At 56.3% G+C, this 14071-nt stretch carries 9 protein-coding genes; all 9 read right to left on the minus strand.

Features of this window, described 5'->3' with window-relative positions; translation table 11 throughout:
- Nucleotides 1–296: 296 nt before the first annotated feature.
- A complete protein-coding gene (locus tag B2R17_RS26910; RefSeq protein ID WP_286766424.1) occupies nt 297–1892 on the minus strand; it encodes a sulfite reductase subunit alpha in 1596 nt (531 codons plus the stop codon).
- 87 nt (nt 1893–1979) lie between these two features.
- The gene (locus tag B2R17_RS26915; RefSeq protein WP_286766425.1) at nt 1980–3821 is read right to left on the minus strand and encodes a NirA family protein; all 1842 of its coding nucleotides are present in this window, start codon (nt 3819–3821) and stop codon (nt 1980–1982) included.
- Nucleotides 3814–6075 (minus strand): molybdopterin oxidoreductase family protein, encoded by a 2262-nt coding sequence (locus B2R17_RS26920; protein ID WP_286766426.1) that lies wholly within the window; start codon nt 6073–6075, stop codon nt 3814–3816. Before B2R17_RS26920 ends, B2R17_RS26915 begins: the two co-directional genes overlap by 8 nt.
- Nucleotides 6072–7868: a DmsC/YnfH family molybdoenzyme membrane anchor subunit gene (locus B2R17_RS26925; protein WP_286766427.1), complete on the minus strand. Its 1797-nt coding sequence runs from the start codon at nt 7866–7868 to the stop codon at nt 6072–6074. The genes B2R17_RS26920 and B2R17_RS26925 overlap by 4 nt, the downstream gene beginning before the upstream one ends.
- Before the next feature lie 5 nt (nt 7869–7873).
- Nucleotides 7874–8809 (minus strand): GAF domain-containing protein, encoded by a 936-nt coding sequence (locus B2R17_RS26930; protein WP_286766428.1) that lies wholly within the window; start codon nt 8807–8809, stop codon nt 7874–7876.
- 12 nt (nt 8810–8821) lie between these two features.
- Nucleotides 8822–9667 (minus strand): ABC transporter ATP-binding protein, encoded by an 846-nt coding sequence (locus tag B2R17_RS26935; protein ID WP_008658117.1) that lies wholly within the window; start codon nt 9665–9667, stop codon nt 8822–8824.
- A gap of 93 nt (nt 9668–9760) precedes the next feature.
- Nucleotides 9761–10759, minus strand: a complete 999-nt coding sequence (locus B2R17_RS26940; RefSeq protein WP_339886634.1) for an ABC transporter ATP-binding protein — start codon at nt 10757–10759, stop codon at nt 9761–9763.
- The gene (locus B2R17_RS26945) at nt 10756–11871 is read right to left on the minus strand and encodes an ABC transporter permease (protein ID WP_286766430.1); all 1116 of its coding nucleotides are present in this window, start codon (nt 11869–11871) and stop codon (nt 10756–10758) included. The genes B2R17_RS26940 and B2R17_RS26945 overlap by 4 nt, the downstream gene beginning before the upstream one ends.
- Nucleotides 11872–11953: 82 nt before the next feature.
- Complete coding sequence (locus B2R17_RS26950; protein ID WP_286766510.1) at nt 11954–13579, minus strand: CmpA/NrtA family ABC transporter substrate-binding protein; 1626 nt, start codon at nt 13577–13579, stop codon at nt 11954–11956.
- Nucleotides 13580–14071: the final 492 nt, after the last annotated feature.

The following is a 14071-nucleotide window of genomic DNA, read 5'->3' on the forward strand; positions in this document are numbered from 1 at the left end:
GGGAGCGTGGGTATTGAAAAATTTAAATTGACAATTGTAAAGATGAAATTGGTTTGGTGATTGAGTTCGCGAATCAAAAGCTTCGATATCAGAACCCATCGCCACTCGCGAAATTGTGTTGTTAGGCGGACAGCGCGTTTCGAAGGCGGTGTCAAATTACCGCGTTATCGAAATCGATTGTTCAGCTCAGAAGTTTACAATTTGCAATTTAACTTTTCCAATGAGTCGTCCCTGGATCGCCACCGTGAGACTTACGTCGAATACCGGGCCTAACGGCCGTCGGCTGACACCGATGATCAATAAACATCACGGACGTATCGTTTTTCGCTCGTCATGGTTTTCAAGTAGGCTTTGCCTTCGTCTTCTGACATGCCGCCTTCTTGGGTGATGATGTGCAGCAAAGCTCGTTCGACGTCGGCGGCCATTCGGGTTGCGTCGCCGCAGACGTAGAAGTGGGCACCGCGATTCAACCAAGCCCATAGTTCCGCAGCGTTCTCTCGCATCCTGTCTTGCACGTAGACCTTCGTGTCGCCGTCGCGGCTGAAGGCGGTGTCCAGTCGTGATAGCACGCCGGAGTGAACGTATTCGGTGAGTTCGGTTTCGTACAAGAAGTCGTACGCTTCGTGTTGATCGCCAAAGAACAACCAGTTGTCGCCAGGCGATTTGCGAGCGGCACGTTCTTGTAAGAACGCGATGAACGGGGCGATTCCAGTCCCGGGTCCGACCATGATCATCGGGACGTTTTCATCGGCGGGGACGGTGAATCCGCCATGGTTGGGTTGCACGAAGACTCGCATGCTTTCTCCATTGCCAACTCGGTCCGCCAACATGGTGCTGGCGACACCTTTGCGGACGCGTCCTTCGCGTTCGTAGATGACCTTGCCGACCGTCAGATGAACTTGGTCGCCGACCGCTTTCATGCTGCTGGCGATCGAATACAAACGAGGGTTCAGTGGATCGAGGCATTCAATGAACTCCGTTGCGGTGATCGTTGATTCGCCGGCGACTTCCAACACATCCAGCACATCAAAACCTTCCGGAACGCCCTCAGCGAGCAGGTGATTCAGTGTCGCTTGTGCGTCCGTGTTGGGTGTCCGTCCGACCAACAGTTCGAGCAACTCATCGGAAGGATCTTTCAAGCAGCAATCTTCTTGCAGCGCTTCAAGCAACGGTTTCGTGTTGCCTTGTGGCGTTGCCACTTTTACGTGCGAGTCTGCGGCCAAACGGTCGATGATCTGAGTGCACAAGTCGCCGCAGTTGGTGGGGTAGATCCCCAATGCGTCGCCGACTTCGTATTTGATGCCCGATCCAACGAGGTCAATCGCAACGTGGCGTGTGTCTTTCGCGGAGCCTTCTTGATTCAGCGGGCGGGATTCGATCAAGTTGGCTGAATAGGGATTCTTGCGAGACCAAGCGGCCGCTCCGTTGGTCGAGACACCATTGGTTGCTGCTCCGTTGCCGTTGCTGGACGGTTTGACGCTGTCGCCGGCTTCGGCGAGAAGCTTCTTGATCATTTGTTTGGTTTCTTTGCCGCCGGGGCTGCAAAGCGAGACGTTGGGTTCTTCTCCCGACGCGATGGCTTCGCTGTACGTTTGGCAGATGTAACCGCAGGACCCGCAATCAAGCTGAGCCATCGCGGCCATCAATTTTCGGTCGAGCGGTTTGCCTTCGGCGAGTTCCATTCGGTCGACAATCGGCAATGAGTCATCATGCCACGGGAAGTCCTCTTCCTCTTCGACGGATGGTTCGGCCGAGGGCAATCCAGCGGCCATCGCGGTCGCGACGCTTCCACCCGCTGACTCTTGGATTCCGGTCAAACCGGCGAAGAAGCCGTTCAGCCAAGCTCGTTGTTGTTCGTTGAAAGGGGCGGTTTCTGGAATGTAGCTGGACATCGGGATCAATCCTGGGAATGAATCGAAACGTGGTGAAAGATTGAAATGGATTCGGCGTTCTTGCGACGCCCTTTTTCCGGCGGTTCGTTAGCAGACAACTGACGGGCTGGCGACCAAACCCTTGAGTTCTTCATCGCTGAGACGGCCCGCGAAGTCGTTGAACGACTCGTTGGCATCGGCTCGGTTTTGTTGGTAACTGGTGAGGATGCCAGTGACCAAATCAGGTACATCGGCAAATGGAATCGACTTGAAAATCTCGCGTGCGATTCCTTGTCGTGAACCCCAACCGCCGCCAAGGCAAATGTGATAGCCGTCGACCATGTCGTCGCCGACCTCCACCTGACAGGCGATCAAACCTATGTCGCCGATGTAGTGCTGAGCACAACTGTGGTGGCATCCGGTGAGGTGAATGTTGATTGGTTGATCGAGAGTCAATGTGCTTTCGATGCGTTCCGCAATTTTGATCGCGTTCGCTTTGGTGGGGGCTCCGGCGAACTTGCAACCCGCACTGCCCGTGCAGGCAACTAAACCAGCTCGCACAGAATTGGCTTCGTAGTCGAGCCCGCACTCGCGAATTCCGGCTTGAACGGCGGGTAAGTCCGCGTCGGTGATGTTGGTCAGAATCAAGTTTTGCCAAACGGTCAATCGAATGTCGCCGTTGGAATAGCGAAGCGAAAGATCGGCGAGTGCGCGAGCTTGGTCGGTCGTCATGCGGCCAACGGGAAAGACAATGCCGAGCGAGTTCAGGCTAGGTTGTTTCTGCGGGAACACGCCAACGTGTGCACTTCGGTCCTCGATGTCTTGGACCGTCAAGCGGTTGACATTGACCTTCGTGAGCGTGCGACCCATTTCGGATTCAACTTCCGCGATGAATTTCTCGAACCCCATGTCGTCGAGCACATACTTCAATCGAGCTTTCTTGCGATCGGTGCGGTCTCCGGTGCGAATGAAGACACGGACAATCGCGGCGGCGACCGCAACACATTCACTCTCACGCAACAGCACACCTGTGTAGCGAGCGAAGTCTTTGTGACCGGTGATGCCGCCCAAGCAAAGTTGGAAATAGACACCGGCAGGCAAGTCGTCCGATGCGTTTTCTTCGAGCACGCGAACGGCTTTGAATCCGATGTCGTTGGTGTCTTCCAATGACGCGATTCGGCCACCGCCTTCAAAGGCGATGTTGAACTTCCGTGGCAACCCGTACATCTCTCGGTGATTGAGAATGTAGTGATGCATGCGTTTGGCGAGCGGCAACGTTTCGATCAATTCGTCCGCATCCAATCCCGACATAGCACTGCTGGTGCAGTTGCGAATGTTGTCGCCGCCACTGCCCAGCGGCACGATATTCAGCTCGCGGGTGCCGAACAGAATGTTCATGGCTTGGTCAGCCGGGATCTCACGCAATTGGATGTTGCCGCGGGTGGTCAGGTCCAAGTAGGGACCGGCGGATTGATCCGCCAGATCAGCCAAGCCTCGCAGTTGCCAAGCTTGGATTTGGCCGCCGGGCAGACGCAACCGGCACATGAAGCTGTCTTGAGCCGGGGTGACGTAGAACAGCCCGTGGAATTTTTGCAGAAAGACATCGGTGCCCTTGGGGAACTCACCCGCGTCGCTGCGAGCCTGCATTTCGTCCCACATGTCGAGCGGGTTCTTTTCTCGTTTGGCCTGTTCTTCTTTCGAGAGTTTCTTTCCCGCCGCGAGCACAGCCGATTGGGCTTCGAACGCGAAACGATCGGGGCCTGCGGGCACTGCTTCGCCGTCGACCGTCGTGGGGCCGTTGCCAATGGCGAGCGTGGTTCCTTGTCCGCCTGATCCGGAGATGACAGGCAGGCCCTGGACCGCACGAGCGACATCGGCACCGAACGTGAATCCGGCGAGATACTGCTGTTGTTCGTCTGAGAACGGTTTGGAGTCCTGTTGATCAGTCATGGTCGCTTGTCAAAACGGGTTCGATGCGGACCGCACAATCCTTGTAGCTGGGTTGGCCACTGTGTGGGTCAAAGTGAGAAAGGGTGAGCTGGTTAGTGCATTCGTAATGCATTGGCATGAAGACTTGCCCGGGCTGAACCGAGTGGGTCAAACACGCCGTCGCGTCGGCATATCCACGTCGAGATCGAACGCGAACGAGGTCGCCATGTTCGACATCCAATTCCGCCGCGTCACGAGGATGCATCTCGACGTAGGGCTGATTGGGGTACAGCGACCTGAGCAGCGGGCTTTGTCGCGTTCTGGTTTGAGTGTGCCACTGGCTAACGGTCCCGCGACCGGTCAGCAAAACGATTGGGTAGTCCGCGTCTGCTGGTTCCGGCATCGGTGAGACATCGTCGACAATCAATCGAGCCCGGTGGTCTTCGTGAAAGAAGTGGCCATCGGCGAACAGTCGCCGTTGTTGTTCTGGTTCAAAACCGCCGCTGGCATGATCGGCTGACCAAGGCCACTGAATCCCGCCGCAGCGATCGATTTGTTCGTAGCCTTCGATGCCGGAGATGTCGCTCGGTTGTCCTCGGCTGGCACGCTGCATGATCCGGAAAACCGCTTCGGGCGATGTCCATTCGGCAAACATTTCACCGACTCCCCAGCGGTGTGCGATCCCTCGAAAGATTTGGAAATCGGCGAGAGCTTGCCCCGGCGCGCGGCGAACTTTCTTCAGCAATCCATAGCGGCGTTCGCTGTTGATGAAGGTGCCTTCTTTTTCACCCCAGCCCGCCGACGGCAAAATTAGATCCGCGTGCGAGCAAGTCTCGGTGGTCTTGTACATGTCTTGGACGACCAAGAAGTCCAACTGATCAAACAATTCGCGAACGTCGCCCTGGTCGATCCAGCTGTGTGCGGGGTTGGTCGCAACGACCCACAAACCTTTGATCTCACCGTTGCGGATGCCTTCGATGATCCGGTCGTATTTCCAACTGGTTGTGGATGGGATTTTTTCGACGGGAATGTTGAGTGCTTCGGCAACCTTTTGGCGATCGGATTCATCGGTGAAGGAATGATGGCCGAACAGGTTCGTTGTATTGCTCCACAATCGCGAACCCATCGCGTTGCATTGACCGGTGATGCTGTTGGCTCCCGTGCCGGGACGGCCGATGTTTCCGGTGATCAACGCAATGTTGATGATTGCTTGTGCGGTGCGAGTGCCCTGGTAACTTTGGTTGACTCCCATCGTCCACCAAAGAGAAACGGCACGGCCGCGGCCGATCGCTTCTACCGCGGCGGAAACATCTTCGACTGCCAAACCAGCTTCTTCGCAGACCGTCGCGAGATCGTACTGCGAAACGTGTTGGCGAAGCTCCTCAAATCCTTGCGTGTGGTTTTGAACGAAGTCGTGTTCGACAAAGTCACGGACGATCAATTCGTTTGTGATCGCGTACAACAACGCCAAGTCGTTCTTGGGACGCAATTGCAAGTGTTGTGTCGCCGCGGCGGCGGTTTCCGTGCGACGCGGATCGATGACGATGATCTCGGGATTGTTGGGATTGCGAAGCACGCGTTCCCACATGATCGGATGCCCAACGCATGGATTGGCACCGATGAAAACGAGGCAATCGCTTTGTTCGAAGTCGTCGTAGGTGTATGGCGGTGAATCGAACCCGAACGACTCTTTGTAGGCCGTGACGGCGGTTGCCATGCACTGGCGGGTGTTTCCATCGCAGTGGCGAATGTCCATCCCAAAGCGTGCCAAGGCACCAAGGAAGGCCATCTCTTCACATGCAATCTGTCCCGTCGACAGGAACGCGATCGATTCGGGGCCGTGTTCGGCTTGGACCTTCTTCATCCCATCGCAGAACTTGGCAAAAGCATCGTCCCATTCGATCGGTGAGAGCTTTCCCGCTTCATCACGAAGCAACGGCAGCGTGGCTCGTTCGGGCGAATCCAAAACTCGTAGAGCTTCCCAGCCCTTTGGACATGCCATTCCAAGGTTGACCGGGTAAGCGGTCTCTGGCGTCAGTCCGATTGCTTCGCCATCTTTTAAATGCAAACGCAATCCGCATCCGGTTGCGCAGAATCCACAGGTCGCCGTGGTCGTCGTGTCCGCGGCCATCGAATCATGAGTCATCCCCAAACCATGATCGCCGGGACGCAGAACCAACTCGCGAGTCATCGGGCCGGTGCGTCGCTGCAACAAAGTCGGCAACTGAAACGTCCTACCGGCGTCGTTCCGATTGTCTTTGATTGAGATACTCATCGGAGGGTCCCCGGCATGCGATCATGAACAACACTAGAGAAATAGATCAATCGTTCGGTGGTTTCTCCTGCCACCAAGAGCAAGGTCGCGGTCACCGCACAGACGGTGAGCAACAATGACGAGCCAGCGAGTGCCAACGCAGAAGAGACAACCAGCAGCACCAAGCCGGCATAGCCAAACGCGAGTCGACCCAAGCTCCATTGGGAGAGGTGATGACGGACCAAACGCTGGCTGCGTCGGTCCCACTGGTCGTTGGTTGAGCTCGGTTGGCTGCGGAGCAAAATGCTTTGTTCCCAAATCAATTTTGCGACCAAACTGACCGTTGCTAGTCCGAGCAGTACCGCCGCCGAGTTGCTTCGATTCGAGGTTGCAGCGATCACCGCGGCGCTGGCGGCTAGTCCGCCGGTCAATGCGGTTCCCATGAAGCGAATCATGGTTCGGTCAAATCGCCAAAGAACACGTTTGGTAGCGATGTAAATCATCGCACTGCTGAACAATCCCGCGATTCCAAAGGCAATCGCACCGATCAAAATCGCGCCGGGAACCCAAGCGGGAACCGTAACCCAATCTGGCAGATATTCGGAAACGGCAGGCAGCCACATCGCAACCACCGCCATGGTCAGAACGCCAACGAATTTACCAAGCAAGACAGCTTCGCGACTGAGCCACGATGTTCGCAGTCCCAGGAAAATTCGCCAGGATCGCAAAGGTTGTCCGAGGTGGAGCGGGGCGAGGTTCATGCCGACCATCGAGACCACCAGGGCGACGGTCGCTGTCCAGCGAGTCGTCTCGGTTGGCATCGGCGATCCAGCCAGCCACAGAATCGCGGCCAGAACTCGTTCGGTCAGCAACATTCCCACGCCGACTTGGGTGGCGATCAGCAATCCGACCAGCGGCCAGTGATCTTCGGCGGGTTCATCGATGCCGTTGTCTTGCGCGACGCCTTGGAAACGCTTGGTCGGGTCACTGCTGCGGAAGACGGTGGTTGGGCGAGTGATAGATGAAAGCGGTGCGCCAGCGACCAAGCGTTCATCGTCAGCGACTTCTTGACATTGTTGATCAACCACGCGAATCGCGATGGCTTCGTTGGGACAGGACTGAACACAAGCGGGGGCTTCGCCAACCGAGAGTCTTTGGTGGCACATGTCGCACTTGCGAACGATGCCCAATCGCTTGCTGTACTTGGGCACTTCGTAAGGGCACATCATCGTGCAGTACTTGCATCCGATGCACTGATCGTCGAGGTGACGAACGATTCCAGTTTCGGGATCTTTGTCGTATGCCTTGACCGGGCAACCGTTCAGGCAACCGGGATCTTCGCAGTGATGGCACGTGGTCGTGACGTGTTGCACTCCGATCGCGGCGGGGATGGGGGCGGCTTCGGGGGCGCTCTCGCCGATGACCAGCGTTCCAACGCGACGCCAGCTTTCCGTTTCGTCCAAACCGTTCATCGTGTGGCAAGCCACCACGCAGGCTTTGCAACCGCTGCAGGTGTCGAGATTGACGTCGAAAGCAAACTGTTGCCCCGGGCCTGGTGGGCTGGCGGGCATTAATTTGGAGTAGTACCGAGCCTGGGCGGGCTGATCGGCAACATGTTCTTCCGCGGTTCCGGATTCATGTGCGGCGGCAAAGTCTTCCACCGCGGTCAGTGTTTGCTGTTCTTGCAGCAAGAGACTGACCAAGTCGAACGAGTCGCCTTGTCCTTCGATCGGCAACCCCGGTGACGTGACGACGCCGGGCGCAGCACCATCGGGATGGGCGAAGTTTGGTTCGGTTGGAAGAAGGCTGGACATATGGATCAGAACATCAAAACGGTGATGGAGCTGAGATGGGTTCCGTCAAAAAACGGAATAGCAAGCCCGGCGGTCGGAGACGGCATGACTCGTTCTGCGGGCCGGGTGAGCAGCAACGCTTCCATGTCCTCGAGCAACACGACGCGTTGGTGCTCGGCGACCAATCCCAAGATTCCGGTCGCCAGCGGAATACGTGTGCCGGTATCAAGACGAAACGCGTTTTCGACTTCGCCGTACGCTTGGCTGGTCAATTCGCACTCTGCGCCATCGATGATCCAAACCTCGATCGCCCGTGCCATCGGCGAACGTTTGGATTGAATCAGGACGGCCGTGGAAATGTATTGGTCAGCGAAAACAGGCAAACCCACGGCGGCGTTGAGCAAATCGGCGGATGCACCTGCCGCTCGCAGAAAACCCATGTGGTTGGCGAGGTCATCTTGCGCGAGAGCCCGGCCTTGTTCCCAAACCACGCCGGGAAGTCCGTTGCCTTTTTCGAAGCGAACGAATGAACTGACGTTTTGGAATCGTTCCAGCTTTCCGTAGTAGCCCTCTCGCAAAGCGACTTCATCGTAGGGACCGACTGGACGCCAAACTTCGAACACGCCAACCGGATCGGGCATCGCTTCGCTAGGCAGTTTCGCGAAAAAGACGACGACCGACTGAATCGCACCATCAAAGTGGACGGGAATCGCCAACGCGGCGGCAGCGTCCGTCGGCAGCAACGCTGGGTCTTGCACCACCACCGCGTCCAATTCGTGCAAGCATCGTTGGGCGATTGGCAATGCGTTGGAATCGCAGTCCGGAGAAAACTCTCCCGGAGCCACGACATCGCAAACATGGATGCCCTGCAGATAGCACTGATCTGAAACGGCGAGCGGAGGCAGTGAGTGACGCAAGGTGATGGAAGCGTTGGATGGTGCGGGAACTGATATCGAAGTCATTTTGGCAACCTTTTAGGTGGCTTCGGCGGTCGCGAGTTCTTCTTGGGCCTTAGCACGTTTTTCCGCGTCGGCCTTCAGCTTTTTGTGGTCTTGATCTTCGAGGAACTGGATCATCTTTCCTCGAAAGTCGTAGTACTCGGGGTGGTCGAGCACGTCGGCGCGAACGCGAGGGCGATCGAATGGAAGACTGAAGATCGCACCGACCTTAGCCCGAGGTCCGTTGGTCATCATCACAACGCGATCGCTCATGAAGAGCGCTTCGTCGACATCGTGCGTGACCATCACCGTGGTGACTTTGTCGCGAATCAGGATTTCCAGAAGGATCTCTTGAAGCTCCATCCGCGTAAGCGAATCCAGCATGCCGAAAGGCTCATCGAGCAGTAGCATCTTGGGACGCAATGCAAAGGCTCGGGCGATTCCGACGCGTTGCTGCATTCCTTGGCTGAGATCCTTGGCTCGTTTGTGCAGGTTGCTGCCCAAGCCGACCAAGTTGAGATAGTAGGACGCCAAATCGCGGCGATCCTTTTTGCTGGCTTGCAGGTAAACCTGGTTCACGCCGAGCATCACGTTTTCGAGTGCCGTCATCCACGGCATCAAACAAGGCGACTGGAACACGACACCCCGATCGGGACCCGGGCCATCGATTTCGCGGCCGTCGATCGCAACGCCGCCGGTGGTGATCGGGTTGAGTCCTGCGACCATGGTCAAAACGGTGCTTTTGCCGCATCCGGAGTGACCAAGCAGCGAGACGTATTCGCCTTTTTCAAGGTTGAGATCGAATTCCTCGACGATCACAACCGGCCCATTGTGGGTGTCGTAGGTCTTGCCGAGACGAAACATTTCAACGTAGCCGCGCATGTTCGGTGCACTGAGTGGGAAGGTGGAATGTATTGGGGGTGATCAAGTTCAGAACGTCGACCGTTTCGATCAACGCAACTGATTTCGGTGCGGTTAGCGTGGGCCGGTGTTGAAGACGGCTCGCGAGGGACGCGTCAAATCGGAAGGTTCGATTTCGGGCAAACGGAACGCTTGGGTTGGATTGGCCGCCATCTCGTCACGGCGAGCCTTTTGGCGGACGGCGACCAAGTAATTCGTCACCGCGTTGCGGAGCCCTTTGAACTCTTCGTTGTCGTTGAGTTCGGTCTTGCTGCGAGGTCGATCAATGCCGACAGTAAAGACGGGACCAAGCGAGGCGTTGGGGCCTGGGTTCAGCGGCACGATGCGATCGGCGACCATGATGGCTTCGTCGACGTCGTTGGTGATCATCACGCAAGTCTGCTTCTCTTCGCTCCAAATCTTCAGGATCTCGTCCCCGAGTTGGCCACGCGTCAACGCGTCGAGTGCGGAGAGCGGTTCGTCGAGCAGCAGGACTTTGGGTTTGAGTGCCAACGTCCGTGCGAGGCTGGTTCGTTGCCGCATACCACCGGACAACTCATGAGGTCGGCGGTGGGCCGCGTGGCTGAGTCCGACCATGTCGATGAACTTTTCAACATGGTCGCGTCGCTGTTCACGCGACCATTCTTTGAAAACCGCGTTGACCGAAAGGGCGATGTTGCCACGAACTGTCAACCAAGGTAGCAGCGAATAGTTTTGGAACACCATCCCGCGGTCCGGCGACGGTCCGGTAACGGGTTCGTCATTCATGGTGATCGTGCCTTTGTCAGGCGAGATCAAACCGGCCAGCAACTGCGTGAACGTGGTTTTGCCACTGCCGCTGAATCCAACCACCGCCAGGAACTCGCCCTCGCGAATGTTGAGGTTGATGTTCTGCAGGACTTCGTTTCGAGTCACGCCGCTTCCGTAACCCTTGCAGACCCCACGCATTTGCAGGATCGGTTTGGGAGCCGACGAAATAGCTCGGCGTTTGATCGTTGGCGATGTTTCGAGAACTGCGCTCATGTTTGCACCGATGGATGATGAAAGAGAAGGAACCGAGACATCCAGAATCAAACGGGAGATGGATTGCCGAAGCTGACCAGGTTGCGGAAGAAGATCATGATCCGGTCCAGAACCAGGCCGATCATTCCGATGACGATCACGCTGAAGGCGATGCGGGCGTAAGTGAGTTCGCTACCGTTTTGGAATTCGTCCCACACAAACTTTCCCAGTCCGGGGTTTTGAGCGAGCATGTCGGCGGCGATCAAAACCATCCAGCCAACGCCCAGACTGATCCGCATTCCCGCGAACATCAGTGGCAAGCTGGCCGGCAAGATGATCTTGGTCAGACGTTGCCACCAAGACAGCCGAAGCACGTCGGCAACGTTGATGAAGTCTTTGTCGACACTGGCAACACCGAGCGTTGTGTTGACCAACGTGGGCCAAAGTGAGCACAAGCACACGGTCGATGCCGAAATCAGAAACGCTTTGTTGAAAAACGTTTCGCCGCTGGAGTAACCGGCGTAGTACCACATGATGACGATGAACGCCAAAGGCAACCAAGCCAGCGGACTGACGGGTTTGAAGATCTGAATGAACGGTGTCATGGCCGCGTTGAACCATGGGCTCATCCCGCAGAGGACACCAACTGGAACCGCAACGATGGTCGCCAAGAAGAAACCGAAGAACACCGTTTTGACGCTCGTCCAAATTTGGTCGATGAACGTTGGGGCGCTCGAAGGCGTGAAGTTAGCGGCCGTGACAGCTCGCTTCTTCAGCGTCAACGATTTGTTCTCAAGAAGTGTTTTGGTCTGACCGGTTTCCTTGGCTGCCGCAGCGGTGTAGGCGTTTGACTCGGCCAATAGCTGAACCGCTTCCGTCAGCTTTTCTTGTTTGGCCGCCTTGTCGGCGGCGCGTTGGTCGTAGTGCATTGCGATCAGCTGCTTGCCCGCCGCCCAAGTCGCTTGTGGACTGGGCAGTTTGGCACTGTCCGTCACAACCGTTGATGCGGCTCCGGCCCAAAGCAACAGAAACACGCTGACCGCCACGATTGGAAGCAAAATGAATTTCGCGATTCCAATGCACTGTTCCCGTTTGTCCTCGCCTGCTGCCAAGCGAACAAACGGTTCGAGAATCGGAAGTCCGGCCACGTCGCAGAAACGGAGAAGATTGCCACGCCAATTCATCAGGGGATACGTCCAAAAAATGGTGGAAAGGTGAATGCAAAAAGGGAATCAAAGCGGGCTCGTGAGAGCCCGAATGTGGTGGCTATTTCTTGGCCAACGACTCGTCGTCCTTGTTGCCAATTTCAAAGCTGTTGATGTAGCCAATCGGATCTTTCGCGTCGTACTTGTTCCCGTCGATGAACTCAGTTGTGACGGCGCGGTAGCCGTCGTAGTCTGGAGCTGGGATCTCGTTCGGATCGAGTTTGCCTTCGCTGATCAACAGCTCAGCGGCCTGGCGATAGATCTCTGGCTTGTAGATCTTCTTGGCGGTTTCGGCGTACCAGCTGGCTGGTTTGGATTCCGTGATTTGTCCCCAGCGTCGCATCTGAGTCAGGAACCAAATTGCATCGCTGTAGTGCGGGTAGCTGGCTTCGTGCTTGAAGAACACGTTGAAGTCAGGCATTTCGCGAACGTCGGTGGATTGGAAGACGAACGTGCCCATCATCGAGTTGCCGATCACTTCCTTCTCTGCACCGACATAGTCTTTGCGGCTGAGGATCTCGACGGCTTCTTCGCGATTGACCAGTTTGCCGGAGTCATCGGTTGCATCCAACCATTTACCAGCCCGGATCAGAGCCTTGATCACGGCCAAGTGAGTTTGTGGATGCTTCTTCGCCCATTCTTCGGTGACACCGAAGACCTTTTCAGGGTTGTTCTTCCAGATGTCGTAGTTGGTGGTGACGGGAACACCGATGCCGGTCACGACCGCTTTTTGATTCCATGGTTCGCCAACGCAGTAACCTTTGACGATGTCAGCTTCCAAGTTCTGTGGCATTTGCGGGGGTGGAACCGTCGACAATTTGACTTGCGCGTCGGTGAAGCCCTTGATGTCAGACTCGGTGTACATGCCCGGGTGGATTCCCGAAGCGGCCAACCAATAACGGATCTCGTAGTTGTGAGTGCTGACCGGGAACACCATGCCCATTGGGAACGGTTCGCCCGCGTCTTGCAGGTAGTCGTCAACGATCGGTTTCAGGCTGGCGGCACTGATGGGATGTTTGGGTGTGGGGCTCTTCAGGTCAGGATCGTTCTCCTGCATCTGTGCCCACACTTCATTGCTGACCGTGATGCCGTTGCCGTTGCCGTTGTAGTCCAGGCTGTACGCGGTCACGATTGGCGACTTGGTGCCAACACCGATCGTTGCACCGATGGGTTGGCCGGCCAACATGTGTGCGCCGTCGAGTTGCCCGTTGATGACATTGTCGAGCAGGATCTTCCAGTTCGATTGTGTTTCGAGCGTGACGTTGAGACCTTCGTCGTCGAAGTAGCCCATCTCTTTGGCGATCACCAAGGGGGCACAATCGGTCAGCTTGATGAAGCCGAATGTGAGGTCCGACTTTTCCAAGTCCAACATTGCGGCGGACTCGGTTGGATCGACGTCGACTTCAATCTTGCTGATATCAACCTTTGCAGCGGCGGCTTCGAGATCCTCCAGTGAGACGCCGGAGTCAGAACAGCCGGTGAAGGCACTGGCGAGAGCGATACAACCGAGCAACGCGAATTTGTTTGTGGCTGTGATCGCTTTCTTCCATGCGAATCCGGCGGTCTTTTTCGAATTTGCCGTTTGGCGCGTTCCCGCTGATTCGCTCCGCGAAGTGGCTTCTGATTCGGTGGAGATGAGCGGTACGCTCTGTGATTCGAGGCAGAAGCCGGGAACGCGAAAAAGCATTGGAAAACTGTCCGACGAGAAGAGTGCTGAAACCGTGAGCAATAAAGTGGCATCAGTGATGCAGGTTTGAGGAATAGCAAGCGTCATGCCGGATGCAGGGGCGCGAAGTGCGCTACCGGTGTTTGTGGTGGACAAGTTCACCTAGTGGTAGCGCAGCGAGGAGTTCGTGCGCAAAGCGGCTTCTGCGGCCGATTGAAAAATCATTGGCAGCATCGGCTCTGCTTAAGTCTTCAGCAGATCGAAAGCGACTCTGCACGCGGATTGGGCAGGTGCTCAGAGAGGTCTTTCGGACCAGAATCTGTCCGCGTTAGCACGGGGGAGAATGCCTATTCTTAAACAGGTTTTTCGGGTGCGAACCTCACTCTTACCCCGTCATTTCGCCCCGAATGGTCGCGGATTGGCCGCGTGAAAACGTCGCCGCAAGCCGTTGCGAGCAAAGCAAATCCGCCGCTGATCGAGTTGGGGGACTTTGATCATTGCAACGTCTGAGTG

The organism is Rhodopirellula sp. UBA1907 (genome assembly GCF_002337565.1).
Lineage (GTDB): Bacteria > Planctomycetota > Planctomycetia > Pirellulales > Pirellulaceae > Rhodopirellula > Rhodopirellula europaea.